Origin of the sequence: Pseudomonas sp. JZ134 (genome assembly GCF_051027695.1) — a bacterium.
In the GTDB taxonomy this organism is placed as follows: domain Bacteria; phylum Pseudomonadota; class Gammaproteobacteria; order Pseudomonadales; family Pseudomonadaceae; genus Chryseomonas; species Chryseomonas luteola.
Map to the genome: position 1 here is coordinate 755,436 of NZ_CP069251.1, position 26,080 is coordinate 781,515.

Below are 26,080 nucleotides of genomic sequence, written 5' to 3' on the forward strand. Positions count from 1 at the left end.
CGTATCGGCAACACCACAGCAGGTAAGCGTTTTCCAAACCTGGCCCTATCCTTGCTCCACTCTCCTATGTATTCCCCTGCACAACAACAACGATCAGGAGAGTCCATTTATGCGTTACGCCTTTTTCTGCACCAGGAACGTTTGCGCCCTGCCATACGGTACGCCAAAGCCATCCATTATCGATTCAAGGGAGCAGCACGCTACGCCCGCTGAACAATCCCTCCTACGCCAGCATGCCTGGTGCCGGGAAGCCCTCACTCTCTTGCCCGTTGCACGGCCTAACTAACCCCGTCACGACAGACCTGTTTGAGCCGACGCGGACTTGCCGACCCGGGGCGGGCTGCGCACAACAACAATTAGTCCGGGAGGAGACACCTATGAATATTCATGTTGATCCTACAGCCGTATCGCAAGCGCAATCCCCGACAGCCCAGCTCTCCAATTGGGTAGAGCGCTTCGGCAGCCGCCTTGCTGCACGAGACATCGATGGCACACTTGAGCTGTTTGCCGATGACTGCCACTGGCGTGATCTGGTGCTGTTCAGCTGGAACCTGATTACGCTGGAGGGCAAAACCGCGATTCGTGAAATGCTTGAGGAGCGCCTCGAACAGACCCAACCTGATCACTGGACGTTGGAGGGCGAGGCGACTCTAACCGAAGGTGTACTCGAAGGCTGGATCCGTCTGGAAACAGACGTTGCCCGTGGTAAAGGTTATGTGCGACTCAAAGACGGGCTGTGCTGGACACTCCTCACCACCATGCGTGAACTCAAAGGGTTCGAGGAGCCTTCCGGGCGGCGGCGCCCCATGGGTGCAACGCATGGACATGGTCATGCCGACAAGCGCAACTGGCTGGAAAAACGCCGTGACGAGGAGGCAGCCCTGGGTATCACCGAACAACCCTATTGCCTGATCATCGGGGGTGGGCAAGGCGGTCTGGGGCTTGCCGCACGGCTCAAGCGCCTTGGCGTTCCTACCTTGATCGTCGACAAGGCTGAACGACCGGGCGATCAATGGCGTGGTCGCTACAAGTCGCTTTGCCTGCATGATCCCGTCTGGTACGACCACATGCCCTACCTGCCTTTTCCTGATCACTGGCCCGTCTTTACGCCCAAAGATCAGATCGGCGACTGGCTGGAGATGTATTCCAAAGTCATGGAGCTCAATTACTGGGCAAAGACCGAATGCGTCAAAGCCTCTTATGACGAGGCTGCGCGGCAATGGACCGTAGAGGTGGTACGTGACGGCAAGCCGATTACGCTTAAACCTACCCAGCTGATTCTGGCAACCGGTATGTCGGGCGTACCCAATGTTCCCGTTTACCCCGGCGCTGAGACGTTTGCCGGGCAACAGTATCATTCCAGCCAACACCCAGGAGGCGATGCCTGGCGTGGCAAACGGGCAGTCGTTATCGGAGCCAACAACTCGGCCCACGACATTTGCGCAGATCTTGTGGAAAACGGTGCGGACGTCACCATGGTGCAGCGCTCCAGCACCCATATCGTACGCTCCGATTCGTTGATGGAAATCGTCTTCGGCCCTCTCTACTCCGAAGATGCCCTTGAGAAGGGGATTACGGCAGATAAGGCCGACATGCTGTTCGCTTCCCTGCCCTACCGTGTGCTGCCTGAATTCCATCGCAAGGCCTTCGACCGCGTGAAGGAACGAGACAAGGACTTCTATGAGCGGTTAAGCGCAGCCGGTTTCATGCTGGACTTCGGGGACGATGAGTCCGGCCTCTTCCTCAAATATGTTCGCCGCGGCTCAGGCTATTACATTGATGTTGGGGCGTCGGAGCTCATCGCCAATGGCACTATCAAGCTCAAGAGCGGGAAAGGACTGGGCGTCGATCATATCGAGCCAGACGCCGTAGTCCTGACCGATAGCAGCCGATTACCGGCTGATCTTATCGTCTATGCCACCGGCTACGGCTCGATGAATGGATGGGCCGCCAAGCTGATCTCACAGGAAGTGGCTGACAAAGTAGGTCGATGCTGGGGGCTTGGGTCAGGAACCACCAAGGACCCAGGCCCATATGAGGGAGAGCTGCGTAACATGTGGAAGCCTACCCAGCAAGACAACCTCTGGTTCCATGGGGGCAATCTCCATCAGTCCCGACATTATTCTCTGTATTTGGCTCTCCAACTCAAGGCACGCTTCGAGGGGCTGAATACCTCGGTCTACAAACTTGCGCCAAGCTACCACAAGGGCTGATCGGCTTGCGCCAATCGCTCAATATTGCGGTCTTGCATGCTTTCTCCAGGCGATGTGCAAGACCGTCTCACAATACGCCGGATATCCTCAGGGCGCTTGAAACGCAGATCAACGCAGGTGTCCCTGTCATGCTCCTGACTAGCAGCTTGTCCGGACTGGTCGGTGCCACTTATATAAGGGGTAGATGATTAGACCGCAGGGCATAACGCCGCTACAGGGGGCGTCAAGTAAGACAGGCAGCAAGACGGGCCTTTCCCTGGCCCGCCTTGCTGTTTTGCTATGAGTCGCAGCTCAGTCCTTGATTCGACTCATCGCTATTCGCTTACGCCAGTTGTGTATCGAGGTTGGCACCATCCCCCTTGTAATCTTCATGCTCGACGTCGTCGAAACCGGGCGACGGCAAATGCCCTCCGTCTGCAAAGAACTCATATTCCTCTTCACGGTACTCGAAGATACTTAGCTCTTCCGGTGCGTCACGCTGGCCGTAGTTGTACATGTATTCATCCAGAAACTCGAAGCGCTGTTTGCCATCGGCGGTGAGCAGGTTCTGATCATTCAGATCGTTGATCAGGCTTTGCAAATCTTCGCGATGAGCATCCATGCGGTTGTTGTGTTTGATGTCCTCGACGATCAGGAAGGGCGTCAGCGCCACCGTCAATGCTGCGCCAACCCATAGCAGCGGCCCCGCCAGGGCACGAGCGGCGTTGGCTCCCATGACCGCGGCCATTTGTGCGCCGCCACCGGCAAAGTTGAAGGCGCCCGCAGCAACAGTAATAGCACCCTGCGCCACAGCGACCTTGTCGCTGCTGTTAAGACCTGACTTGATCTTCAAGCCACCCAGCACAATGTCAGCGACCCCGGTGAAGGTATTAGCGCCTGCATCCATGACCCGCAGGAATGCCGAAACGCCACGGCTGGTAGGGGTGCTGCCCTTAAGCCCCGGATTTTTGGCAAAACCGTCACGGAAGCCTTCGTTCAGGGTTGTCCACTGCTCCGGCGTCAGATCCATCTTTGCTGCCAGCTTCTGCTGATCGGGAACAGGGGCAGCATCAATCGCTGCGTTGAAGCCTTCATAGATCTTTTTCAGATCACCCTCCACAAGGCTCAGGTTTCTGCCAGAACCTTCCGGTACATCCTTACCAAAGATCTGCGGCAAGGACTTGTCCAACCCCATCATCTGGTTGATCTTGGTCCCCCAGATGCTATCGACGATATTACTGCCCAGGTTCACAAAGTGCTGCCCTGCGCCCAACACACTGACAAAGTCTTTTGCAATCGCCAGGCGCTCCTCTGGAGTATCCGCCAGTGTGCCGCCCTTGCCTGCAATCTGGTAAATCCCGGAAGCCAGGGAAATCAGACCACCTGCAGACCCCAACACGCCGTTGCTGTTGAGCTCGGTAATGGTCTTGAGCATGCTGCCATGGGCGCCCTCACCCAAGGTCTTGTAGACGTCTTTGCTCATAACCTTGTTGATGTCATCCGCCGTCACGACCCCGTTCTTGCTAAAGGTCGCCCCCAATTCCTTGAGTGCTTCGCCAAATGCTTTTGCAGTCTGCTTGTTACCCAGGAACTCCTGTACGAAGCGCTCGGTTTCCACAGTGCGCCGCGATATGTCGATACCGCCTTTTTTCAGTGCGGTCAGGAGCGTCTTGATGGTGTCCTGGGTAGCTAGAACTGTGTTTTCGTCGTTGATTCCCGAGGGATCGGCCAGCAGCTTGTCGAGATCAATTGTCGTGGCGTCAATCATCATGTGCTGGGAAAACTGCGCAGCCTTGTCCGGGTCGAAGGCCGCCAGCGAAGCATAGGTCTTGCCGATGTCAGCCTCCGCCAGTTCATCCTTGCCATTCTTCTTGAGTTCGGCGATATAACGCGAGTACTCCTCGGAGAAGGCCATGGTCTCGAGTTTTTCGCGCACCGCGTCCTTGTTTGGCAGTGCGTCCAGGGCCTTACTTTGTTGAGCCTGGAAATCCTTCTGTACGCTTTCCGAGCCGAAGAGCTTGCCGACCTGTTCGTCCACCTTGGCCTTATCAATGATGGAAGACAGGTCTTTACCGCTCACCTTGGCTGTACCCTGCCCCATCGACATGTCCAGCACGACCATGTCCAACCCGTTCTCGCTGGCGCTCTGAGCACGCAAGGCGTTATAGAGCTTGGCGCGGTCATCGTCCTTGGCAATGCTGCCGTTGTCGATTCCCTTTTTCCAATCGGCGAGCAGGTTCTGCCACGTCAGTTCGCTCACTGTAAGTTTGCGGTTCTTGTCCGCTGGATCAGTTGTGGTAGTTTCCAGGTTGGCAACATCCGTTTCGGTATCCGGTGGCAGGCCTGCACTTTCGCGTGCAAAATCGATTTTCCCTTCTTCGGTAAGCTCTGGCCCCTTGAGATTGGAGAAACCGTACTTGCCAAAATCCTGAAGTCGGCCGGCCTCAGTGCCATTTTCTGCTTCGCCGCCCTTGGTGATGCCATTGATCTTGCCATCGCCAATATCGCTACCAGAAAGAACCTTGCCTTCACCGTCGTAGCGCTCGATGTGTTCGAGCACCTGTGAAGCCCGGTAGGCTGCATCGGCATCTTTTTCAAAATCGCCGACTCGCTCCTTAAGCATATCCTTGATGCCACTCTGGTTTCCCAGATTCTTGAGTAGCGGATCGCTGTCGATAATATCCTGGGCCGAGCGCTTATCGTTCGGAGGCAGCTCCCATACGATGCCCAGTTTCTCGGCCTGCTCACGGGCCTGCTTGTCACCCGCTACCGCTGCAGGGTCCTTGAGCTCACCTTTCAGGCTAGAAAAGCCGTACTTACCAAAATCCTGCAGCCGACCGGCTTCAGTGCCGTGCTTCGCCTCACCACTCTTGGTAAAGCCGTTGATACTGCCATTGCCCACGTCTTTTCCGGCAATCTTCTCACCAGAGGCGTCCAACGTTTCTACATGCTCCAACACTTGTGCCGCCCGGTAGGCCGCATCGGCGTCCTTTTCAAAATCACCTACCTGCTCCTTGAGCATGTCCTTCACGTTGCTCTGGTTGCCCAGGTTCTTGAGCAAGGGATTGGAATCAATAATGTCTTGCGCGGAGCGATCATCACCTTCCGGCCGCTCCCAGCGGATACCCAGCGCTTCTGCCTGCTCGCGAGCCTTATCGTTATTACCAGCTAAAGAGACCTGATGGAGCTCGCCCTTCAAAAAAGAGAACCCATACTTGCCAAAGTCTTGTAGGCGGCCAGCTTCAGTACCGTGCTTTGCATCGCCCCCCTTGGTGAATCCATCGATTCGATCATTATCGACATTGCTGTCACCGATGATGCGATTGCCGTTTTCATCGATCTTCACTACGTGCTCAAGCACCTGGACAGCCCGGTATGCGGCGTCAGCGTCCTTCTCGAAATCGCCCACCCGCTCCTTGAGTTTGTCCTTCACCCCGCTCTGGTTGCCCAGATGTTTGAGTAGCGGGCTGTCGTCGATGATTTCCTGCGCGGAACGCGTATCGTCCTTAGGGCGTTCCCAGCGGATGCCGACCTCCTTGGCATCTTCCACTGCCTGACTCCAGGCTTTGTCTGATTCCGAGCCTGCTGGCGGGTTATCGTTATTACTTACAGCCTTGACGGTCATTGCCTATTCCTTCTTGTGGTGGACCAGACAAGTCAGTGACTACATGAGCTTACGTAAACAGGCCGCAAAACTCCCTACTGGTTAGACTGGGCATGGATGAGGTATGGCTATAGGGTTCGGCCTCTCACCAGGATGCTATCGTCAATACATAACGAAGCACCCCGAGCCAGATGCCGACTCCGACAAACCTCGCCTATCAAAAACCTTCACGATGAAAATACAATGACACTGCTGATTGCCAAGCACAGGCAATACCGCAGATAACGGCTAAGTTCCGTCGCTTAGAGAGGATTTTTAGAAGCAGGCCTGTAGGCTGAGCACCGCAGACAAAGATGTAACAAGCAAATGATGGCCGGGTACTAACAGGCTTATCCTGCGTAACATCTGGATGGAGCCATAAAGAAGGTTCAGTGCGGTACCAGCAAGCGGCGCAGTCAGTGCCACGCCGGGTGGGTTATAGCCGCTATCAACCCAATACCACGTGCGGTAAAAACCGGCTGGAGTCCTTGGTAATAAGGCTGTCATCTTCTCTGATGCCGATACCCGAAGCCACATCGGCAATCACCCAGGAGCCGATCAGGGTGTAACTGTCACCAAAGCGTGGGAGCGGTGAAAAAGCCTGGAGTATGTACGGCGCGTCCGTATAAGGACCATCCTCCCTGATAACCTGATCCTCATCGGTGCGGATTTCAATGTTGGCACCCTCCCGCGAAAAGAAGGGTTTGCGCACCCAACCTTTGGGAACCGGCTTTGCTGGATCAGCATCGACCATGCACGGCAGCAGATTGGGGTGTCCCTCGTTGAATCGCCACAACAGCGGCAGAATACCCTTGTTGCTGATCAAAGACTTCCAGGCGGGCTCCACGAACTGCGTATCACATCGTGGTACGGCTTTGCCAAACTCTTCGTTGAAGATATGCTCCCAGGCATGGAGCTTGAAGAGCCGCTCGATCCAACGTCCTTCAAGGTCCACGAACCGCCCCTCAGCCGTCAGCCCGATATCCTCCACATTGATATGCCGCGCATCGATTCCGGCGTGTGCCGCCATTCGACGCAAGAAATCTGTCGTACCGCGGTCCTCGACCGAGCCCGACATGGCCGAAAAATAGAAAGCCCCACCGACAGGAAATGCAGCAAAGGCACGTATCAAGTCTTCGGCGATGGTATTGAACTGATTTGCCTCAGGCGGCAACACGCCACGGGCGATCTGATCTTCAAGCCATAACAGCTGCACGGATCCTGCTTCAAGCAATGAGGTAGGCGTATCCATGTTGGCTTCCAGCAGTTTGGCAGGCCCGCTTCCGTCGTAGGCAAAATCGAATCGCCCATACAAATGCGGGTGGCCTTCCTTCCATGAGCTGCGGACCAGATCGAAAAAGGCCGGGGGAATGGCGAGACCTTCGAGCAGCTCTTCGCTGTCGACAACCCGGTCGACGACATCCAGGCACATCTCATGCAGTTCCCGGGTCGGCTGCTCCAAATCGCGGGTGATCTGGGCCTCGGTGAACTGGTAGTAACCACGTTCATCCCAGTAGCGCTCGCCATCGATCGTGTGAAAGTTGAAGCCTTCACGCTCCAGGGTCTCGCGCCAATCCGGGCGCTCTTCGATGCTGATCTTTTTCATGCTCGAATGTCCTTAGCTACTGCTGTACCCACCGCTGCTCTTGCCACCCCAGCCGCTACGGGCGGTGGCCTGACTGCCAAAGCCTCCGCGAGAGATGGTGGAAGATACGGCTGATCCGGATGTTCCCGAATTTCGACTCAGGCTTCTGCCCAGAGTGGATGAGGTATAGCTGTTGGTAGGACTGGTCCTGGCCTGCGTCGAACGGCTGAATGTCTTACCCTGCTCGATCTGGCGCGAAAGCGTCGAGTTGTAATAATTGCCGCGGTTGTCCCGCGCCTGGTAAATCGGCTGCGAGTAGTAGTGGTTGTTACCCGAGCCACTAAGCATGTTGCCGATCAGGAGTCCCATGAGCAGGCCGTTAAGGTGACTGCCCCCACCACCTCCGCCGCCGCTTTGATTGTTCGCCTGCTCGACAGCCTGCTTGGGCAGGTCTCCGGACATGGCCAGTTCAAAGCCCCCCAGCTTGGGCATGTACTTGCCATCGGATGTCGCCTGGCAATAACCGGGTACGAAGTCGGCATCGCATGACGCCTGATCGTCGTAGGTCGGCGCGATGCGCTTGTGATCAGCCATCGCCTGCATGTAGGCATCCGAACAGATATCGACCGGAACCTTGGCCTCAACGCACTGCTGCACGGAGCTGAAGTTCTGGCTGGCGCTGTAGGTGGCGGTATTCTGTGACTTGCCACAGGCGACCAGCGCCAGCGGCAGTGTACTGGCCAATACCAGCTTGACGGAACTGCGTTTTCTCATCGGTTATTCCTCCTGGCTCAGACCGACGGCGTCATGCAGGCGGAATTGATAAAACCGATACTGATTGCGACAGAGGCTGAATACACTGCCGCAGCCGTTTCACCTCGCCCGATACGAGCAGAAAGGTCCTTCACCACCAGGCTGGTGCCAAGGAAGGTCAACAGCTGAACGACCGCAGCGATGACTACCCAGACCACAAAGTCCAGAACGCTTACGCTGTAGGCAATGATATTGCTCGCTGGCAGGGCAAAACCGATCAGCGAGCCACCCAAGGCAATGGCAGCCGCAGTGTTGCCCTCGCGAATGAGCGCAAATTCCTTGTGTGGTGTGAGACGGGTATAAATCAGCTGGAACAAGGCAAACAGGATAGCGGCAACAACAATATAAATGATGAAGCCCATTACCGCGCCGGCGTTCAGGGATAGACGAAGTGCTTCAAGCATGGAGATTTCCTTATCAGAGGACCTGAAGGTCTGTAGGTTGTAGCGTTACGCCAACGGCCGTCGACAGCGAGATGACACCCTCATCATCTTCCTCGACCGACAGGAGCAGAAACTCCCGACGATTCACCAGGCCGATTTCACGTGCGTAGAGCATGCAATTATGCCGGATTCGATAAGACTGCTCTGGACTTTTGACGTACTCAAGGAGCGGCGTCAGCTCAGTCTGGCCGTCTTCCGTTCCCCATTGGCGTTCATACTCCTCGCCGTCGAGCTCATAGAGTGGCATACCCAGCTTTGCGCCCGGCCCCGAGAGGCTTAGCAACTCGGCCTTGCTGTTGATCGTGGTGACGCTGTGATAGCCAAAAAGAATGATGTCCTGGATGTCATCATTGCTAGGGCCGTTCATGACTATCTGGAGGAAATAATCCTCATCGTCCAGATAGAAACGCAGCAGTCGCATGGACTGGCCAAGGTCGATATTACCCACCGCCCAGACCTTTTCATCCCCTGGCAGGGTAACGTGCGAGTGCCCGTCGAGCAGCAGCTTCAGGGATTTGTCCAGGCATATCATCCGCTCCCGGGTCAGCCCCAGCGGGCTGGCGTTGGTGATAGGTGCAGAACCTGCCCTTTCCTTAGGGAGCGGCGCCTCCATGCCTAGCGCCCTCTTGATCCAACTCATAAAGCACCTCCTGTTTCTTTATTGTAGAGATTATCTGGCATTAGCCAGTAATGTCTTCGAATGCATGATCCACCCGACCACTATGCCTGCAACGGCACCGGCGATGTGGGACTCGAACGAAATACCCGGCACGGGTAGAAAACCAAAGACCAGCCCGCCATAACCCAGCAAGGCGGCTGCGGCAATCAACAGACTTAAAAGGCTCCGCTGAAACCATGCGCGGGCCAGGACATAGGACCACAGACCGAAGATCAGCCCACTGGCTCCTACATGAATACTAGGCCGACCCAGCAGCCAGACCAGCAGTCCGCCCAACATGGCAATCAGCACGAGCACCCGAACATAGCGCTCGAGGCCTTCGTTGGAAATAAGCCAGCTGAGCACTACAAAGGGCGCAAGGTTACTGAGCAGATGCCGGATGGAGCCGTGTAGAAAAGGGGCAAACAGGAGCCCCTGCAAGCCGCTGGTTGTACGAGGGATGATTCCGTGGTGTACCAGGCTGTTCGCCGTCAAGGTGTTCACCAGTTGAACCAGCACCATGATCCCGGCCAACATGAGAATAACCGGCAGGCATTTTCCTGTACGCATCGACATCTCTCATGACACAGAAGGGCAGCCGGAAGGATTCGGCTGCCCTTCTGTAACGCTTATTGTGCAGAGCCCGAGGATTGCTTGGCCTTCAGGCGAGCCAGGACATCAGCACCGCCGCCCGACTTGGAGCCAATCCCGGCTTCTTGTAGACGGCGCTCCAGATCACCGCCGTTGGAAGCGCTGGCGAGCTCTTCAGCTGCCTGCAGGCGAGCATCCTGCTCGTCCTGACGGGCCTTGATCCGGGCCAGCGAATCTACAGCCGTTTCCAGGGAACCATTGGCACCACCTGTAGCGGCAGCTGTTGCCACTCGTGCCTTCTGAACGGTTTCCCGCGCCTTGGCCATCTCGACTTGCTGCTTGAGCCCCTTGATCTGCGCTTCGGCCTTGATGACCTGAGCATGCAGGGCTTCTGTCTGCTTGCCGAACTGATCCGCCAGCACCTGCTCCTGATCACGCTGGGCCTCGATCTCGGCTACCTTGTTTGCACACTCAGTCGCCAGACCTTCCTCGCCTTTCTCCAGCGCAGCCATCGCCTTGCCTTCCCAGTTCTGAATGTCCCCCTTGAAGGCATCCAGACGTTGCAGCGATAGCTTGTGCTTGGCCTTGATATCGACCAGGCCGTTACGAGCCCGCAGCAAGGCGGCTTCGGCATCACGGATTTCCTGGTCAAGAATACGGATCGCCTGCTGATCGACAATTGCTTCGCCCACTTCAGAGGCGCCACCGCGAAGCGCGGTTACTACTTTTTTCCAAATGCTCATCTGTGTACTCCAATGCGAATAAAGGGTCAGGCCTTGATATGATCTTCGAATGCTTCAGCAGCACGAATCACGTTTTCCGCCAGGGTGTAGATCTCCTGAACGATGACCGTCAGGGACGAGGCCGCGCTCAAGGCACCAAACATGCAATAAATCTCTGTACCGTCTACCGATTCGATACCTACCGAGGACAGGGGGAACATGTCCCGGCTACGCAGCAGCAGGCTGTTGAACTCAACGGTATCCTTGACTTTGCCTGCCTCGAACAGCGTCGCATCGACTAACACCTGATCACCGGAGACCGCCAGGTAAATCGGCAAGTCGCCATACTCAGTCATGGTAAGTTTGATGCTGGGCACCGCACCTTCGGCAATGGTCAGAACAATCTCGCCCTTCTCAACCGCCTCAAGCTCGGCCAGGGCCTTGTGCAGCGAGCTGATACTCCAGTTGGTGTTCTCGGTCATAAAGTCCTCCAGTTTGACTTTCTCGCCCAAAAAGGGCTGCCGTAGCGCTTTTTCTATACCCCGAAGGGCGTTGACGTTTTCAGGAAGAATCCAGAACTCACGCTTTACCAGACCTGCCTCACGTAATCGCGTCCGCATCTCGCGGACATAATCAGCGGTCGTTTTACCTTTGCCGGAGCCTGCCTTGGCTGTAGCATCATCCAGTGGTTTCTTGCGAGGCATCTGACCTCCCAGACTCATTACATGTAAGGAAATTTACGCCTGAATCCAGGGCAGCGCAATACTTACATGTAAGTATTTTTAACCATTACATGTAATATTATTTTGCCTGAACCTTTTCAGGCCTAGAACAGTGGAAATCTCAGTAAACGCCTTTACCGCCATTACGGCGATAGAACAGGCAACCGCTCCATACATTCATGGTGATTGTTCTGAGTCGGTTCTCAAGGGTATCGCGGCAAGTTAGGCACGCGAACTCCACGCTTCAGGAGCACTCAATTATCTCGTACCCATCATGAGGACTCGCCATGAGAAAGATAACTGCTTTTCTAACAGCCTCACTACTGACTGCCAGTGTTGCGGGTGTAGCCTGGGCCGATCAGCCCGGTGCTGACTGGATCAGCAAAGATCAGGCGGAGGCTGCGCTCAAGGCTGCCGGCTATACAGAGATCACCAAGATCGAAGCGGACGATGGGCATTGGGAAGGGGAAGGCACCAAGCAGGACGGCATGAAGTATGAATTTCATGTAGACCCGCACAGTGGCAAGATCACTAAAGACGAAATGGACCATTAACGCCTACTCGTGTGCCTACCTACGCCGGTAGGCACACACTTCACACCGTGCTTCTGTGACGTGTACGCCTCTGCCCTTTCTTCCGAACTTGAACAGTGGTTTAACCGCTAGGCCGCCTGTACACCACAAATAGGCAGATATGCTTATGATAGGTGTCCCTTTTCAGGAAGACGGCCATGACGCAAAAGACATTATTATTGACGGGCGCGAGCCGTGGCATCGGCCATGCCACGGTCAAGCACTTCAATGCAGCGGGCTGGCGCGTATTTACCGCTTCACGCCAGAATTGGGCGGCAGACTGCCCCTGGTCCGAAGGATTGATGAACCATATCCATCTCGACCTCGAAGACATCGATAGCGTTGAGCAGAACTTGGCGCTGATTCACGACAAACTGGGTGGTCGTCTTGACGCGCTAGTGAATAATGCTGGCATCTCACCCAAAAGCGAGACCGGCTCACGGCTGGGTGTGTTAGAAATGGGCTACGCTGATTGGATCAAGGTATTCAACGTCAACTTATTTTCTACCGCCCTGCTGGCAAAAGGGTTGTTCAACGAGCTCAAGGTCGCCAAGGGTTGCGTCATCAACGTTACCTCCATTGCTGGGTCGCGAGTTCATCCATTCGCCGGCGTAGCCTATGCAACGTCCAAAGCGGCCCTTTCGGCGCTGACCCGAGAAATGGCCTACGACTTCGGCCCGCATGGCATCAGGGTAAATGCCATTGCTCCGGGTGAAATCGATACCTCGATTCTTTCACCCGGAACGGAAGAAATCGTTCAACGCGATATTCCACTTCATCGCCTGGGTAAGCCCGAGGAAGTGGCCTCCTTGATCTATTTTTTATGTACAGGAGGCGCGTCGTACATTAATGGCTCCGAGATCCATGTCAATGGTGGCCAGCATGTTTGAAGCGCAGGAAGGCCGGAGTAAAAGCTGCTACGGCTTTTCTCTGAATCAACCAAGTCGGCTCAACCGAGTGGATCGTTTACCCGAGCGCTCCTTTGGAATGCCTGAAGAGAACGGAGCTGTTGGCCGTCCTCGTTAAAGTTGGCCGGGTCTAACCATCCTGTAAACGCGTTACGCAGTACCGGCCATTCAGTGTCAATGATTGAAAACCAGGCCGTATCCCGGCTCCGTCCCTTGTAGACCAGAGCCTGCCGGAATACCCCTTCAAACTGAAACCCCAAGCGAAGCGCAGCCTGGCGCGAGGGCTCGTTCAGGCTATCGCATTTCCACTCGTAACGCCGATAGCCCAGGTCCTCGAAGGCATGATACATAAGCAGATAATGTGCTTCGGTTGAAAGTATCGAGCGCTTCATGAGTGTGGAGAAAGCAACATGACCAACCTCCATAACGCCATTGGCAGGATCTATCCGCATCAGGGACAACGTCCCAACCGCGCGACCGCTTCGTAGATCGACCACCGCGAAGTGCATCGGGTCCTCACTCGCAGCAGCCTGCTCGGCAAACCGGTAATAGTCCGCTTCATGAGTGAAAGGGCCGGACAGCATATAGGTCCAGTCTCGGCCGTCTTCTGCCTGACCATACGCCTCGTACAGGTCGGATGCGTGGATCTCAGCATTGAGTGGCTCAAGGCGACAATAGCGACCCTTCTTTACCGTACGAGACGGCCGCAAACGCTCTGTCCACTCTGCCAGAGGCTGCCCTATGGGTTGTTGGTACGCGTTCCGTATTTCTTCCCGATTCATCATCTACCTGACCAACAGTTGAATGAGCTATAACGGTATTCAGGATATGGTTCTGCCAAAAGAGCCACATTTGAGCTTTTTTATAGAGCCAGACACTTAGCTGATGAGTACGATACGTGAAACCCTGTTGCTGTTTGACACACCACTCTCTCGAGCCCCATCAGCGGCGTCGTTGCAGGCACAGCTCTATGAACGACTTCAATCAGCTATTTTGAAGGGACAGCTAGCGGCAGCCACTCGGCTGCCCGGCTCACGTGAACTGGCCAGTGCGTTATCAATTTCACGCAACACGGTTATTGCCGTATATGAGCAACTTTCCACCGAAGGGTATGTTCATGCGAGCCCTACCGGTACCCGAGTCGCGAGATTGTCCGAGAGGCCTGTATCCGCTGTAGATGATACGCCATGCACGGTCGGACTGGCCCGACGCATTGAGCAGATAGGGGATGCCTCAGCGCTCGCCGAATCCAGTGGTGCACTCCGGCCTGGTATCCCGGCACTCTCCTACTTTCCGCTCTCTACCTGGCGACGGGTGTTGGATCAGGAGATCAGCCGTGCAGGCGCTTCGGGTCTGGGCTATGGAGATCCGTTGGGTGAGCCACGTTTACGCGCCTCGCTAGCACGTTATCTCTCGCTTTCACGCGGGGTTAACTGCACGGCAGAGCAGATCATCATTACCGAAGGAACCCAGGAAGCCCTGGCGCTATCTGTTCGCCTGCTGACCAATCCAGGCGATACGGCCTGGATTGAAGATCCCGGCTACCGGGGTGTAAAGACTGCAATGCGTGCAGGTGATCTACATATCGTTCCCAAACGGGTCGATACAGAAGGGTTGGCAGTAGCAGCCGCTGACTGGGTTACTGCTCCACCTCGCCTGATCTACACTACTCCCTCTCATCAATATCCCATGGGGTCAGTGCTTAGCGTAAGCCGGCGTCTGGCATTGATTGAGCAGGCACGAGCGCATGGCGCCTGGATCATTGAAGATGATTATGACAGCGAGTTTCGCCATTTCGGTGAGCCTGTAAAAGCCATGCAAGGCCTCGTCCTGAATGCGCCGGTGGTGTATATCGGCAGCTTCAGCAAAACCATGTTTCCAGCGCTTCGCCTGGGTTTCATGGTACTGCCTCACTCACTGATGGTAGCGACCCGCGCCTCCCTGACAGAAATGCTGCGTGGAGGACATCGTCATGAGCAGTTGGCGATGGCGTCCTTTATCGAGAAGGGACATTTCAGTCGTCATCTAGGCCGCATGCGGCGCCTGTACCGTGAGCGCCAACAGATCTTGCGCACCGCGCTCCAGCAGTTCATCCCTATGCCCTATGAACTCATGGGTGGAAATGCGGGAATGCATCTGACGTTACGTCTACCCGCACATTGTTGTGATCAGAAGGTAGTTGAAGCGGCTAGTCGCTACAATATGGCTCCATCGGCTCTGTCACGTTATACCTTGTCACCGCTGCCCGAGGACAACGGCTTGGTAATTGGATATGGCAATACGGCGACGGAACTGTTTGCTCCGCTGGCCAGCAGACTTGGGCAACTTCTTAAAAGCGCTTGATTACTGATGTTGCTGAAGGGTTCCAGTCACGGCCCAGGCTTAACGTTATCTCTTCCGTATCCATGCAGATCTACCGTACGAACTTGAAAGAGCCCCTTGCACCCTTAAAGACAACCTAAGGCTGGCTATAAATTGCCTCACTTCACTAGCATCCGGTCAGGCTAAGGCGTCAGCATGTAGCTATTGAGCTAAACCACTACATTTCGTCTGTTCCGCCTCGCTTTTTTTGCAAAAAAATGAATTTTTTTACTGAATTTGTCCTTCTACGGCCCATGCGGCATGGACAAATCACTATCAGCATTGCACCCTTGGGTCGGAGCTTCTCTAACCGCCCTACCTGAAGGAAAAAGTGATGGCCAAGGCCTCTGATTTGATCGTACGTTGTCTGGAAAACGAAGGTGTGGAATACATCTTTGGTATTCCTGGGGAAGAAAACCTGGACCTGCTGGACTCGCTCTCCCGTTCCAGCCAGATCAAACTGATCCTGACACGTCACGAACAATCCGCCGGATTCATGGCGGCGACCTATGGTCGTCTGACCGGTAAGACCGGCGTGTGTCTGTCGACGTTAGGCCCAGGCGCCACAAACCTTGTGACTGCAGGCGCCTATGCCTACCTGGGCGGCATGCCGATGATGATGATCACCGGGCAGAAGCCGATCAAGAAGTCCAAGCAGGGCCGTTTCCAGATTATCGATGTCTGCGGCATGATGGACCCGATTACCAAGTACACCCACCAGCTGGCTTCTGCCGACAATATCCCTTCGCGTATCCGTGAAGCGATCCGTCTGGCTGAAGAAGAAAAGCCCGGTTCGGTTCACCTGGAACTTCCAGAAGACATCGCGGCTGAGCAGACTGAAAGCACCCCGATTCCACCCAGCCTGACCCGCCGACCCATCGCTGAATACAAGTCCATCCAGGCGGCCATATCCAAGCTGGAAGGCGCACGCAGCCCAGTCCTGGTCATCGGTGCGGGGGCTAATCGCAAGATGACGGCGCGCGTGCTGCGTCAGTTGATTGAAAAGACGGGTATTCCGTTCATTACCACCCAGATGGGTAAAGGGGTGGTGGATGAGCGTCATCCCCGTTTCCTGGGTAACGCGGCGCTGTCGGCCGGTGACTTCGTGCACCGTGCGCTGGAGTCGGCTGATCTGATCGTCAACATTGGCCACGATGTCATCGAGAAGCCACCGTTCTTCATGGTGCGTGGAGGTACGGAGGTCATCCACATCAACTTCCGTTCGGCCGAAGTCGATCCGGTGTATTTCCCTCAGGTAGAAGTGGTAGGCGATATCGCCAATGCCATCTGGCAAATCAAGGAAGCCATTGAAGTTCAACCAACCTGGGACTTCGACCGCCTGTTGACCATTCGTGAAGCCAACGAGGCTCATGTCTCCGAAGGTTCTACAGATGACCGCTTCCCGATGTACCCGCAGCGTATGGTCGCAGACCTGCGCAAGGTACTGCCGTCGGATGGTATCGTGGCGCTGGATAACGGTATCTACAAGATCTGGTTTGCTCGTAACTATAAGGCCTACATGCCCAACACGGTGTTGCTGGATAACGCACTGGCTACCATGGGTGCGGGACTGCCTTCTGCCATGGCGGCACGCCTGGTTCATCCACAGACGCCTATCGTTGCCGTATGCGGTGACGGCGGCTTCATGATGAACAGCCAAGAACTGGAAACTGCTGTGCGCCTGAAGATGAACCTTGTGGTCATCATCCTGCGTGATGACGGATACGGCATGATCCGCTGGAAGCAGGCACAGATGGGCTTTGAAGATTATGGTCTGGACTACGGTAACCCGGACTTTGTCCGTTATGCCGAAAGCTATGGCGCTCAGGGCCATCGGGTGGAAAGCGCTGCGGAATTCGCCTCATTGGTTGAGCGCTGCGTGAACACACCAGGCGTACATGTAATCGATTGCCCGGTCGATTACTCCGAAAACGACCGCATTCTGCACCAGGAAATCAAGGAGCGCAGCGCTCAGGTCTAAATAGCACTGTACCCGATGAAACCAAACGCCCCCGTACTAACGGGGGCGTTTGGTTTGAGAGTCTGGAAGGATGGGTATGGCCCCACCTTTTCACCCTATCGCGCCGGCGCCTTATGAATCAAAGCGATCCGGTTACTGCTGGTCGCTGCCCAATCTCAAACTGATCAAAAAATGATCAACTCTGTCCAGCCCTTGCCGTATATGGGCTAGCCGTAATTATCCACAAGCATATTCACTTTATAAGTGGAAAACCTATCAGGCTGAAACACTGAAAATTCGCAGCCCGGCCTGTTAGCTCACTCCCACACCGACGCCTTATTGATTCGGATCAACGTCCTGCACGGCAAAACGCTGAACTTCTGGTCACAAGCGGGTTACTAAATCGTAACCGAAGGACAATGTTATCGATCCCTCTAGAAAGGAGTGCTGATTTGAGCCAGTTAGAGAATGTCCCAAAGCGTAAACGCATTACGGCTACGTATGTCATAACGCTTGCGATCCTGGGAATCCTGTTTGCCATCGTGGTCAACAAGTTCATTCTGCCCAAGTCCGAGACCTTTGATGGCGATGCCGTCAAACCCAGACCTTCAGTCAGCGAATACATTACCCAGGCCCAGCCGGACGTCTGTAAAGATGAGGCAGCAGATGCGCCAAGTCCGAAATGCGTATCAGACCTTGCCCTTAAGGCCAAAGAGCAGGGCTATGACTTTAATGAAGTGGATACTTACCTGAAGCAGCGTTTCCCTAACGTTCAGCGTTAACGAAGCAGCCTGGAAGCGCCAGTCCTTCTCAGGAACGCTTCCCCAAAACACCAGAGCGCCTGCAGACATCCTGCAGGCGCTCTGGTTTTAAAACATGAAACAGGACGTAATTGATCAACGATTACCGGCGGCACCCAGCCGGATCAGCCGGTTACTGCGGTCAGATGCTCATGCAGAATGACCGAGCCGATACCGATTAGCACTACCCCACCAATGATCTCGGCCCGCTTGCCGATGACAGCCCCCATCACGCGCCCCAACATGACGCCGATAGTCACCATGATCATGGTCGCCAAGCCGATGGCCAGCGCCGCGCCAATGATATTGACGTTGATGAAAGCAAGCCCCACGCCGACCGCCAGGGCATCGATACTGGTGGCTACCGCCGTAATGGCGAGCAACCAGAACGAGTGCTGAGTGGGCTTTTCCACGACCTCTTCTGCTTCTCTCACGCCAGACCAGATCATGCGCAGACCCAGACCTAACAGAAGCGTAAAGGCAATCCAGTGATCCCACTCTTGTACAAACTGAGCAGCTGCAAGGCCGGCAGCCCAGCCAATGACGGGGGTAATGGCCTCAATGGTGCCAAAGATCGCACCGGTGCGCAGCGCTTCTCGCAGACAAGGCTTATGCAGGCTGGCACCTTTGCCCACCGCAGCGGCGAACGCATCCGTGGACATGGCTAAGGCAAGTAAGACGAGAGCAGCTGGATTCACGATTTCCGTACCGATCGGGCTAACGTCCAATGACATATCCACGCGCCCGATCCTGAACGCAGATATATCAATGGTCTCGCCAACCGGGTGGTCGTTTATGCCACGGCATGCATGCCGAGAATGTTGACATAAACACTTTCGAAGCATTCGAAAGCAGGCTACTCCCCAAAGAAGCCGCCACAATACACAAAGAAATTTATCAAGTCTATCAGATAGATAGAGCTAATCTTTTTAGCCATGGCTATGTTTTGCCGCCACCTTATAGGGTCGAAAGGGCTTCACGCACCTTGAGCCTGTATAACCTCAGCGTATACCTCTCCTTCTGGCACAGGCGTCAACGTACCGCCAGCCGTGCGGCTCGGTGCCATATGCCTGACACACTTGCGCCGTATTGTGCTCAGCACCACTGGAGCAGCGGCCATGGGCCTGCGACCGGTGCACTCATTTCCTGGACGGAGAAGATAACAATGAAAAAAGTACGGCCTCTCTGGGTCGCGCTGGCGGCTTTGCTGTCTACCCATGCGCTGGCGTCTCCCAATAACACGCTGGTAGGCTGGGCTGTCATGCCACCTGATACGTTTTCCGATGGGCCTACTTCTGGCCAGTTCATCAGTCCAAATTCGTATGGCACCTTTCTACCGCCTTATCAGGGCCTCCAGCCCGTACAGGGGTTTTCCGCGGTGTTGCCAGGCGCTGATGAAAACAGTTTTCTGTTCCTGACAGACAATGGCTTCGGTACTCAGGCCAACTCTGCCGATGCCCTGCTGCGTCTGTATAGCGCACGGGTTGATTTCAAGACCCGCCGCGGCGGTACTGGTACGATTACCGCAAGCAACGCTCTGACCGGCATGCCTCTGGCTCGCTTTACCGAGCCGTCGCGAATCACGCTCAACGATGTCAACCGTAAACTGACCATGCCTATCCAGGCGGATTACGCTCACTACTACAACAAGAGCACCAATCCCGAAGTGGATCCCGCCATTCAGTTCTCTCGCCTGATCACTGGTGCTGATCTGGACGTCGAGTCCGTGCGCCGTGACAAGAACTGTGCATTGTGGTTTGGCGATGAGTTCGGACCTTATCTGGTCAAGACAGACGGCTCAGGAACCGTATTGCGGAGCGAAATCCCACTCCCAGGCGTTTACGCGCCGGAAAACAAGGACGTTGTAGCAGGAAAGGCCACGGCCAACCTGGGCGGCTCGGGTGGGTTTGAGGGTATGGCTATCAACCCCCGTGGTGACAAATTGTATGCCCTACTGGAAAAACCGGTGACAGGTGATCCGGCTAACCAGCTGCGTATCAACGAATTCGACATCGATCATGAGCGCTTCACGGGCGTTACCTATTTTTATCGTACCCAAGCTGCTGGCAATGCTATTGGGGACATGACAGCCATCGACGATAATCGCTTTCTGGTCATCGAGCGTAACGGCGGCACAGCCACCAATGGCGTCCCGTTCAAGCGGATCTACCTGATCGACACCCGTGCCGTGCCTAATGGCGGTGTGGTACGCAAGACCGAACTGGTCGATCTGATGCGCCTGGACGATCCAGACGACCTGAACGGCGATGGCTCAAATGTATTCACCTTCCCCTATGTCACCATCGAAGACGTGCTGCCGCTGGACGAGCGCACCCTGCTGGTGGTCAACGACAACAACTTCCCTGGCGGAGGCGGTCGCGAGCGGGCAGCAGATGCGACCGAGTTTCTTAAAATCCGTCTGGCTCAGCCCATTCCTGGCATGTGGCCTCCACACCTGTTACAACGCACCAGTAATGCACGGTGCGGTCTGCCCTTAAAAATGGCCAGAAACGGCCAGTAAACCAGAAGCGCTCCGAAGCATTCCTCGAAGCGCTTCTACCAGACTTACAGCTCCGTTTTTCCAGACGAACTACGGGGCCGTTCACGGCAGCTGAAACTTGCCGCCGATTCGATATCGCCCGTGCCGTTGTACAGAGCAATACGCGGATAAGGACACAGTGGACGTGTCCGTGCAGGTGACCAGTCCGCCGGAACGTCAGCGTTCACTCCGCCTGCATTACCTACGCCGCGTGCGGTGGCAATGATCTCTTCTGGCGCCCTGCCCTTTTCAACCCAGTTGACCAGAGGCGTCAGCATGTCGAATTGATCGGTGGACGGTCCGCCTTGGCAATGTCCCATGCCCGGTACGGTATACAAGCGGGCAAAGCGCTCTGCTTGACCGCGATTGCTTTTCTGGAGCCCTTCATACCAAGCCACGGTATCGTCGACCGAAAAAATAGGATCGCTGACACCGTGATACACCATGACCTTGGCTCCCCGCTGTCTCAGTAACTCAAGATGGGTAGGATCCGGGGGTGTCATGAATCGCATGGCGGATTCGGTGTAGATCGCATTGGAACGTGTGATTCGTGCGAGCAGATCATCAATGGAGCTGTTGAGGGCCAGCGACTTGCCATCGAACGTCGCCGGGCTTACCGGCGGTACGCCAAATACAATACCCACAGCCAATGAGTCACGGCTGATAGGCGACTCGAACTCCCAGGAGGCTACATCCTTGGTCGCAAGACCGCTGTCATAGGGGAAACTCGAATAGAATCGCTTGCCCACCCGCGTTGTAGCTCCCTTGAAAATAGGGTCTATGGCACGCTTCTGCGCAATGCTCAGGCACTGACCGTTGCGCTCACCCCGACAGGTGGGAACATCTCGCCACAGGCTGAACGTACGCTGGCAGCGCGGGTAATCCTGCACAAGCCCATCGGTAGCGCCATCCAAGGCATCGCAACGTGCCAGGACGCGTTTTGCAACCAAAGCACGCTCCTGGGCAGTGAATGCAGTAGACAGGTCATTGGGATCCGTGGCGACCTTGGCATACTGCTGCGCCCCAAAGATACTGGCTACCGCTGCCAGGGGAAGCCGATAGCCCGGTGCGCCGGCCAGGAAGCCATCGTAGTCGTTCGCCAGCCGATTCATGGCTACAAAGGTATGCCGACCGCCATTGGAGCATCCACCGAAGTAGGAGTGTTCAGGCCGCCTGCCATAGGCTATCTGTAACGCCTGCTTGGCCATGGGCGTCAGCCTCAAGGCCGCCTGATAGCCATAGTCGAGACGGGCCTGCGGGTCGATGCCAAATGTCATGTTCTGTTGCGCCGTATGACCGGCATCGGAGCTCAGAACGGCAAAGCCTTTATCGAGGGCATTAGTGACCGGCCCTCCGCCCAGCCCGCCTGTAGCGGTAACTACACTGCCATCCAGCCCGCCATTGGCCTGATAGAAGAACCGTCCGTTCCAGGCCAGGGGCAAGCGCATCTCAAAGCCAACGGCATAATGGGCGCCATCGATACCAGTTCGAGGATTCATGCGCCCCTGAATCAGGCAGTGGGCCGCAATATCATGCCCGCCGACCTTGAGCTCACCGGCATCAATCCGCGTGGCTGTGTCAATCAGAGTGTTATCAAGCCTGGCAAGCTTGCTTGCCAGCGAGGTGCAACTACCTTGCAACGAGAGGGTGGAGTCAGCGCTGGCGAGGGGAATAACAAAAGCTAAAGCACTCAGGCAGCCGGCAACGGCCAGCGTCTTGTGGGTAATGGTTCGCTTCATGGTGCGTCCTTCTTGTGTTTATTGTCGGAGCAGTCAAAGAGCAATCACAGAGGCGACTCCGGATAACAGCAGCGGTTACCTCTGTCTAATAGTTAATATAATTAACTATTAGACGCAAGCGAATCTGCGTAGACAAATGCATTCAGCCATTGACGATCAACCTGATCACCCGCAGAACATCTTCACGGCTCGTCGGCTCTTGCTCAACGGAGCGATGTATGGTCAGCCCTTCGATCAGAGCATCTAGCGTTCTGGCAGTGCGTGCATCGAAATGCTGCGCCAGTGCCCGCTGACTGCGAAACATCCAGTCCTGCATGATCGACTTCATTGCGGGGTTGCGACTCGCGTAGGCGTAGAGTTCGTAGGAAAGCGTCATGACACGACCATTGTCTTCCTGCCAGAAATCGCCACAGATCACATTGGCCACGGCGTCGAGAGCTTGCTCGGGTGTCTTGGCTGCGCCCAGGAGAGCATCGAAGCGGGCAGAAATGGACCAGGCAAAACGGGTGAACGCTTCCTTGAGCAAGTGCTCGATGCCGTCAAAGTGATAAGTCATCGAGCCCAGTGGCACATCAGCCACGGCTGCAATGCGGCGGTGGGTAGCGCCTGACACGCCATCACGCGCGATGACCTCCAGAGTGGCATCAATGATGCGACTCCTTCGCTCAGGATCCAGACGTCGTTCAGAGGGCATGCCGTGTCAGTCTCCGAAAACAATGCAACGTAACCGTATAGGTCGGGTGGACGGATGGAACGAACAGGCTACCATGTGTACGAACGTACACATAAGCCCTGATTTTGTTTTATCTAGGATGGAGTAAATCCGTGACTCCCGCGATTCGGCGCAGACGTACCGCTCTGTTTGTACTGTTTTTGATCCCCGGACTCCTATTGGCGTCATGGGTAACCCGGACACCCGATATCCGGGACCTGCTGAGTGCCTCGACCAGTGAAATGGGCATGATCCTGTTCGGCCTGTCATTGGGCGCCATGCTCGGCGTGCTTGCCTCGGGCCGCCTGGTGAGCCGCGTGGGTACCCGACCGGTCATTGGTGGTGGGTTGGTACTGGTATACCTGGGGTTTCTGGCCATTGCTGGAGCCTCCACTGCCTCGCTGGCCATGGGCGTGTTTGCCGGGCTTTTTTTGTTCGGCCTAGGCCTGGGCCTTTCGGACATTGCCATCAATATCGAGGGCGCCGAACTTGAAACCACCACACGCAAACCGCTTCTGCCCGCGCTTCATGGCTGTTTCAGCCTTGGCACATTGGCAGGCTCTCTGATCAGCCTGGGACTGACTCATCTTTCGCTACCGGTCTTCTGGCACCTTATTCTCATGGGCGCGGCAACCCTGCTTCCCTGCGTCTGGGCGTGCCTCGCCATCCCCTCAGGTACCGGGCAGACGCAGACCGCCAAGACAGAGCAGCAGTCGGTCACGCCTTTCAAACCCTGGAAAGACAAGACGCTGATCATGATTGGTCTGATTGTACTGGCGCTTGCCCTGGCGGAAGGCTCCGCCACTGACTGGCTGCCGCTATTAATGGTCGATGGACACGGTTTTGATCCGGCGTCCAGCGCACTCGTGTATGCCGGCTTTACCACCGCCATGACGATAGGGCGCTTCTCAGGAACCTATATCCTCCAGCGATTCAGCCGAGAGGCCGTCATACGGGCCAGTGCCCTGTCCGGTGCGTTGGGTATTGGCCTCGTGTCGTTCTCTGACAACCCCATCTTGGCGGCGGCCTCCGTACTCTTCTGGGGGCTTGGCGCATCGCTGGGTTTTCCGGTGGGGATCTCTGCTGCCGGCGACTCCGGCGAACAGTCGGCCAAGCGGGTAGCGGCCGTTGCAACTGTGGGCTATCTCGCCTTTCTGATCGGTCCGCCCTCGCTGGGCTTCATTGGACAAGCCTACGGGTTACGCATGGCCATGGTGGTCGTGCTGGTATTGGTGGCGGCAACGGTCCTGCTGGCACCTGCCGTACGGGACAGTCGATTGCATCCGGAACGTCGAATCAAGGAAGCCTGCCATGAATGAACGCGAAAAAGCGGCCGCCGGCCTGCTCTATGACGCCAACAATGATGCCGAACTTATCCAGCAGCGCCTGGAGGCCAAGGTTCAGGTTCATGCTTATAACCAACTTGATCCTCGGGACCTTGAGGGCAAAAAGCGTATTTTGAAAACGCTGTTGGGCAAGACAGGGGAGCACGTCCTCATCGAAGCGCCCTTTCATTGCGATTACGGCTATAACATCGAGCTGGGAGAAAATTTCTATTCCAATGTCAATCTGGTGATTCTGGACTGCGCCAAGGTCAGCATTGGCTGCAACGTATTCATAGCGCCCAACGTAGGACTGTACACGGCTGGCCATCCGCTGGATGCAGAACGACGAAACCAGGGTCTGGAATATGCGCATCCCATTACCATCGGCGACAACGTCTGGATTGGTGGGGGCGTTACAGTGTTGCCAGGTGTGACGATTGGCGAAGGCGCTGTCATCGGCGCAGGTAGCGTCGTAACGAAAGATATCCCGGCTCATGTGGTGGCGGTAGGTAATCCCTGCCGGGTGCTGAGAACAATAGACAACGCCGATCGTACCAGCCCTCCTTCGCACTGACCCCTGGAGCCCGGATCATGTGGAATCACTGCAAATGGTTGAACGAGCCCAGCCGCTGGGCACTTGAGAATGATCACCTGCGCGTGATAACGGATGCGCGTACCGACTTCTGGCGCGAGACCTACTATGGCTTTATTCGAGACACCGGGCACTGGTTTCATGTCGCCGCGGGAGCTGACTTTACGGCAATGGTGAAGATAGAGGGTCGGTTCAGCGAACTCTATGATCAGGCAGGACTCATGATCCGTCTGAACAACACCACATGGTGTAAAGCGGGCATAGAGGTCAGTGATGGCCAACGCCTCATCGGTAGTGTGTTGACGCTGGGCCATTCGGACTGGGCTGTAGGTGCACTGCCGGGCGAGCCTGATACCTTCTGGCTCAGGGCGACTCTCAAGGACAACGCCTTGAGAATTCAGTATTCGCTGGATGGGCAAGAGTGGCCATTGCTAAGGCTGGCCTATTTTCCAGGCTCCAGCGCCGTTGAAGTCGGACCGTTCTGCTGCACGCCCGAACGCGCTGGCCTGGAAATCGTATTCTCGGACTTTACCGTTGGGCCTGCACTGGACAAGCCGTTGCATGATTTGAGTTGAACGCCCTTATAAAAGGTCAGCCGTGCTTGGCTTCCACGAAGCGGCGAAAGATGTCCAACGTTTCGCTGCTGACATGGTGTTCGATACCTTCCGCGTCACGTCGGGCAACGCTTGGATCCACTCCCAGGGCCAGGAGGAAGGACTCGACAATGTGGTGCCGTTCACGGCTGGCTTGGGCGAGCGCTTCCCCTTCCGGCGTCAGGAAGATACCCCGGTACGGCTTTTGGACGACATAGCCACAGGTGGCAAGACGCTTGAGCATTTTCGCGACCGTAGGCTGGGCGACGCCAATCCGGGTGGCGATATCAATCTGGCGCGCCTCGCCGTGGGCATGGATCAGGTCTGAAATCAGTTCGACGTAATCCTCAATGAGTTCCTGCCGATGCGCTTCACGCACCTGCTGAAAGCCTTCCATATGTACGGAAGCCTCTACCAGGGGTTTCATCGATACCGCTTCTCCTCGAACTTTGCTCACCACACATTCTCCAGAATGAATCAAGCGCCCGATACACACGGATAGGGCCGCCCTATTCTGACCGATCCCCTCTGCAACGCCAAAATGTTTAACCGTCAATCCTTGAAATAGATAAGTTTTATTGCCCGTGCTTGGAAACTTAGCCTAGGCTAA

General features: G+C 55.7%; 23 protein-coding genes and 1 riboswitch. Of the genes, 10 read left to right on the forward strand and 13 right to left on the reverse strand.

Translation table 11 applies throughout. The features are described from left to right. Nucleotides 1–377: 377 nt before the first annotated feature. Nucleotides 378–2,213, forward strand: a complete 1,836-nt coding sequence (locus JQR86_RS22845; RefSeq protein WP_434155172.1) for an NAD(P)-binding domain-containing protein — start codon at nucleotides 378–380, stop codon at nucleotides 2,211–2,213. 322 nt (nucleotides 2,214–2,535) lie between these two features. Here the strand turns inward: JQR86_RS22845 and JQR86_RS22850 are convergent, their stop codons facing one another. The 8 genes from JQR86_RS22850 to JQR86_RS22885 all read right to left on the reverse strand — a co-directional run bounded on the left by JQR86_RS22850 (nucleotide 2,536) and on the right by JQR86_RS22885 (nucleotide 11,351). Further along, a complete protein-coding gene (locus JQR86_RS22850) occupies nucleotides 2,536–5,817 on the reverse strand; it encodes a hypothetical protein (protein WP_434155173.1) in 3,282 nt (1,093 codons plus the stop codon). 466 nt (nucleotides 5,818–6,283) lie between these two features. Then, on the reverse strand, nucleotides 6,284–7,441 hold the full coding sequence (locus JQR86_RS22855; RefSeq protein ID WP_434155175.1) for a glutathionylspermidine synthase family protein: 1,158 nt from the start codon (nucleotides 7,439–7,441) through the stop codon (nucleotides 6,284–6,286). 12 nt (nucleotides 7,442–7,453) lie between these two features. After that, nucleotides 7,454–8,194 (reverse strand): DUF1190 domain-containing protein, encoded by a 741-nt coding sequence (locus JQR86_RS22860; protein WP_434155176.1) that lies wholly within the window; start codon nucleotides 8,192–8,194, stop codon nucleotides 7,454–7,456. A gap of 17 nt (nucleotides 8,195–8,211) precedes the next feature. Beyond that, on the reverse strand, nucleotides 8,212–8,637 hold the full coding sequence (locus JQR86_RS22865; protein WP_019364662.1) for a DUF350 domain-containing protein: 426 nt from the start codon (nucleotides 8,635–8,637) through the stop codon (nucleotides 8,212–8,214). Between the two features lie 13 nt (nucleotides 8,638–8,650). Beyond that, nucleotides 8,651–9,316 carry a DUF2491 family protein gene (locus JQR86_RS22870; RefSeq protein WP_010798798.1) on the reverse strand — a complete coding sequence of 222 codons (666 nt, stop codon included), beginning with the start codon at nucleotides 9,314–9,316 and terminating at the stop codon, nucleotides 8,651–8,653. Nucleotides 9,317–9,346: 30 nt separating this feature from the next. Beyond that, nucleotides 9,347–9,904, reverse strand: a complete 558-nt coding sequence (locus JQR86_RS22875; protein WP_010798799.1) for a rhomboid family intramembrane serine protease — start codon at nucleotides 9,902–9,904, stop codon at nucleotides 9,347–9,349. A gap of 59 nt (nucleotides 9,905–9,963) precedes the next feature. Beyond that, nucleotides 9,964–10,668: a PspA/IM30 family protein gene (locus JQR86_RS22880; protein WP_010798800.1), complete on the reverse strand. Its 705-nt coding sequence runs from the start codon at nucleotides 10,666–10,668 to the stop codon at nucleotides 9,964–9,966. Nucleotides 10,669–10,694: 26 nt separating this feature from the next. Beyond that, entirely contained in the window at nucleotides 10,695–11,351 is a 657-nt protein-coding gene (locus JQR86_RS22885) for a YjfI family protein (protein ID WP_122044882.1), read from the reverse strand. A gap of 305 nt (nucleotides 11,352–11,656) precedes the next feature. On the opposite strand from JQR86_RS22885, the gene JQR86_RS22890 reads away from it, so the two are divergent. Together JQR86_RS22890 and JQR86_RS22895 are read left to right on the forward strand one after the other, a co-directional pair. Beyond that, nucleotides 11,657–11,923, forward strand: coding sequence for a PepSY domain-containing protein (locus JQR86_RS22890; protein ID WP_434155177.1), 267 nt, complete (start codon nucleotides 11,657–11,659; stop codon nucleotides 11,921–11,923). Nucleotides 11,924–12,099: 176 nt separating this feature from the next. Next, entirely contained in the window at nucleotides 12,100–12,831 is a 732-nt protein-coding gene (locus JQR86_RS22895; RefSeq protein WP_010798803.1) for an SDR family NAD(P)-dependent oxidoreductase, read from the forward strand. A 59-nt stretch (nucleotides 12,832–12,890) separates the two neighbouring features. Here the strand turns inward: JQR86_RS22895 and JQR86_RS22900 are convergent, their stop codons facing one another. Further along, nucleotides 12,891–13,634, reverse strand: coding sequence for a GNAT family N-acetyltransferase (locus JQR86_RS22900; protein WP_434155180.1), 744 nt, complete (start codon nucleotides 13,632–13,634; stop codon nucleotides 12,891–12,893). A 100-nt stretch (nucleotides 13,635–13,734) separates the two neighbouring features. On the opposite strand from JQR86_RS22900, the gene JQR86_RS22905 reads away from it, so the two are divergent. The 3 genes from JQR86_RS22905 to JQR86_RS22915 all read left to right on the forward strand — a co-directional run bounded on the left by JQR86_RS22905 (nucleotide 13,735) and on the right by JQR86_RS22915 (nucleotide 17,952). After that, nucleotides 13,735–15,192 (forward strand): PLP-dependent aminotransferase family protein, encoded by a 1,458-nt coding sequence (locus tag JQR86_RS22905; protein ID WP_434155182.1) that lies wholly within the window; start codon nucleotides 13,735–13,737, stop codon nucleotides 15,190–15,192. Nucleotides 15,193–15,544: 352 nt separating this feature from the next. Next, complete coding sequence (locus JQR86_RS22910; protein ID WP_010798806.1) at nucleotides 15,545–17,191, forward strand: acetolactate synthase large subunit; 1,647 nt, start codon at nucleotides 15,545–15,547, stop codon at nucleotides 17,189–17,191. A gap of 431 nt (nucleotides 17,192–17,622) precedes the next feature. Continuing rightward, nucleotides 17,623–17,952, forward strand: a complete 330-nt coding sequence (locus tag JQR86_RS22915; RefSeq protein ID WP_010798807.1) for a hypothetical protein — start codon at nucleotides 17,623–17,625, stop codon at nucleotides 17,950–17,952. Between the two features lie 143 nt (nucleotides 17,953–18,095). Here the strand turns inward: JQR86_RS22915 and mntP are convergent, their stop codons facing one another. Next, complete coding sequence (gene mntP / locus JQR86_RS22920; protein WP_150346462.1) at nucleotides 18,096–18,668, reverse strand: manganese efflux pump MntP; 573 nt, start codon at nucleotides 18,666–18,668, stop codon at nucleotides 18,096–18,098. A gap of 9 nt (nucleotides 18,669–18,677) precedes the next feature. Next, nucleotides 18,678–18,842: riboswitch (yybP-ykoY riboswitch) on the reverse strand. 293 nt (nucleotides 18,843–19,135) lie between these two features. Between mntP and JQR86_RS22925 the strand changes: the two genes are divergently transcribed. Then, on the forward strand, nucleotides 19,136–20,491 hold the full coding sequence (locus JQR86_RS22925) for an esterase-like activity of phytase family protein (protein ID WP_434155185.1): 1,356 nt from the start codon (nucleotides 19,136–19,138) through the stop codon (nucleotides 20,489–20,491). A 44-nt stretch (nucleotides 20,492–20,535) separates the two neighbouring features. Here the strand turns inward: JQR86_RS22925 and JQR86_RS22930 are convergent, their stop codons facing one another. Then, nucleotides 20,536–22,248, reverse strand: coding sequence for a tannase/feruloyl esterase family alpha/beta hydrolase (locus JQR86_RS22930; RefSeq protein ID WP_434155187.1), 1,713 nt, complete (start codon nucleotides 22,246–22,248; stop codon nucleotides 20,536–20,538). 142 nt (nucleotides 22,249–22,390) lie between these two features. Continuing rightward, nucleotides 22,391–22,942, reverse strand: a complete 552-nt coding sequence (locus JQR86_RS22935) for a TetR/AcrR family transcriptional regulator (protein WP_434155189.1) — start codon at nucleotides 22,940–22,942, stop codon at nucleotides 22,391–22,393. Nucleotides 22,943–23,073: 131 nt separating this feature from the next. Here JQR86_RS22935 and JQR86_RS22940 point away from each other — a divergent pair, with 131 nt between their 5' ends. From JQR86_RS22940 to JQR86_RS22950, 3 genes are read left to right on the forward strand one after another with little or no spacing between them, the layout of a single operon-like run. Next, nucleotides 23,074–24,279 (forward strand): MFS transporter, encoded by a 1,206-nt coding sequence (locus tag JQR86_RS22940; RefSeq protein ID WP_434155191.1) that lies wholly within the window; start codon nucleotides 23,074–23,076, stop codon nucleotides 24,277–24,279. Further along, nucleotides 24,272–24,859, forward strand: coding sequence for a sugar O-acetyltransferase (locus tag JQR86_RS22945; RefSeq protein ID WP_181123534.1), 588 nt, complete (start codon nucleotides 24,272–24,274; stop codon nucleotides 24,857–24,859). The genes JQR86_RS22940 and JQR86_RS22945 overlap by 8 nt, the downstream gene beginning before the upstream one ends. A gap of 17 nt (nucleotides 24,860–24,876) precedes the next feature. Beyond that, on the forward strand, nucleotides 24,877–25,452 hold the full coding sequence (locus tag JQR86_RS22950; protein ID WP_150346267.1) for a DUF1349 domain-containing protein: 576 nt from the start codon (nucleotides 24,877–24,879) through the stop codon (nucleotides 25,450–25,452). A gap of 16 nt (nucleotides 25,453–25,468) precedes the next feature. Here JQR86_RS22950 and mntR read toward each other — a convergent pair whose 3' ends face one another. Then, nucleotides 25,469–25,897 carry a manganese-binding transcriptional regulator MntR gene (mntR, locus tag JQR86_RS22955; RefSeq protein ID WP_019364646.1) on the reverse strand — a complete coding sequence of 143 codons (429 nt, stop codon included), beginning with the start codon at nucleotides 25,895–25,897 and terminating at the stop codon, nucleotides 25,469–25,471. Nucleotides 25,898–26,080: the final 183 nt, after the last annotated feature.

Excerpts from the sequence above, each read along its gene's own strand:
- JQR86_RS22860 (WP_434155176.1), bottom strand. The coding sequence starts at position 8,194 with ATGAGAAAACGCAGTTCCGTCAAGCTGGTATTGGCCAGTACACTGCCG.
- JQR86_RS22930 (WP_434155187.1), bottom strand. The coding sequence starts at position 22,248 with ATGAAGCGAACCATTACCCACAAGACGCTGGCCGTTGCCGGCTGCCTG.
- JQR86_RS22880 (WP_010798800.1), bottom strand. The coding sequence starts at position 10,668 with ATGAGCATTTGGAAAAAAGTAGTAACCGCGCTTCGCGGTGGCGCCTCT.
- JQR86_RS22865 (WP_019364662.1), bottom strand. The coding sequence starts at position 8,637 with ATGCTTGAAGCACTTCGTCTATCCCTGAACGCCGGCGCGGTAATGGGC.
- JQR86_RS22855 (WP_434155175.1), bottom strand. The coding sequence starts at position 7,441 with ATGAAAAAGATCAGCATCGAAGAGCGCCCGGATTGGCGCGAGACCCTG.
- JQR86_RS22935 (WP_434155189.1), bottom strand. The coding sequence starts at position 22,942 with ATGCCCTCTGAACGACGTCTGGATCCTGAGCGAAGGAGTCGCATCATT.
- JQR86_RS22905 (WP_434155182.1), top strand. The coding sequence starts at position 13,735 with ATGAGTACGATACGTGAAACCCTGTTGCTGTTTGACACACCACTCTCT.
- JQR86_RS22925 (WP_434155185.1), top strand. The coding sequence starts at position 19,136 with ATGAAAAAAGTACGGCCTCTCTGGGTCGCGCTGGCGGCTTTGCTGTCT.
- JQR86_RS22870 (WP_010798798.1), bottom strand. The coding sequence starts at position 9,316 with ATGAGTTGGATCAAGAGGGCGCTAGGCATGGAGGCGCCGCTCCCTAAG.
- JQR86_RS22875 (WP_010798799.1), bottom strand. The coding sequence starts at position 9,904 with ATGCGTACAGGAAAATGCCTGCCGGTTATTCTCATGTTGGCCGGGATC.
- JQR86_RS22910 (WP_010798806.1), top strand. The coding sequence starts at position 15,545 with ATGGCCAAGGCCTCTGATTTGATCGTACGTTGTCTGGAAAACGAAGGT.
- JQR86_RS22845 (WP_434155172.1), top strand. The coding sequence starts at position 378 with ATGAATATTCATGTTGATCCTACAGCCGTATCGCAAGCGCAATCCCCG.
- mntR (WP_019364646.1), bottom strand. The coding sequence starts at position 25,897 with ATGAAACCCCTGGTAGAGGCTTCCGTACATATGGAAGGCTTTCAGCAG.
- JQR86_RS22895 (WP_010798803.1), top strand. The coding sequence starts at position 12,100 with ATGACGCAAAAGACATTATTATTGACGGGCGCGAGCCGTGGCATCGGC.
- JQR86_RS22885 (WP_122044882.1), bottom strand. The coding sequence starts at position 11,351 with ATGCCTCGCAAGAAACCACTGGATGATGCTACAGCCAAGGCAGGCTCC.
- JQR86_RS22890 (WP_434155177.1), top strand. The coding sequence starts at position 11,657 with ATGAGAAAGATAACTGCTTTTCTAACAGCCTCACTACTGACTGCCAGT.
- JQR86_RS22950 (WP_150346267.1), top strand. The coding sequence starts at position 24,877 with ATGTGGAATCACTGCAAATGGTTGAACGAGCCCAGCCGCTGGGCACTT.
- JQR86_RS22945 (WP_181123534.1), top strand. The coding sequence starts at position 24,272 with ATGAATGAACGCGAAAAAGCGGCCGCCGGCCTGCTCTATGACGCCAAC.
- JQR86_RS22850 (WP_434155173.1), bottom strand. The coding sequence starts at position 5,817 with ATGACCGTCAAGGCTGTAAGTAATAACGATAACCCGCCAGCAGGCTCG.
- JQR86_RS22900 (WP_434155180.1), bottom strand. The coding sequence starts at position 13,634 with ATGATGAATCGGGAAGAAATACGGAACGCGTACCAACAACCCATAGGG.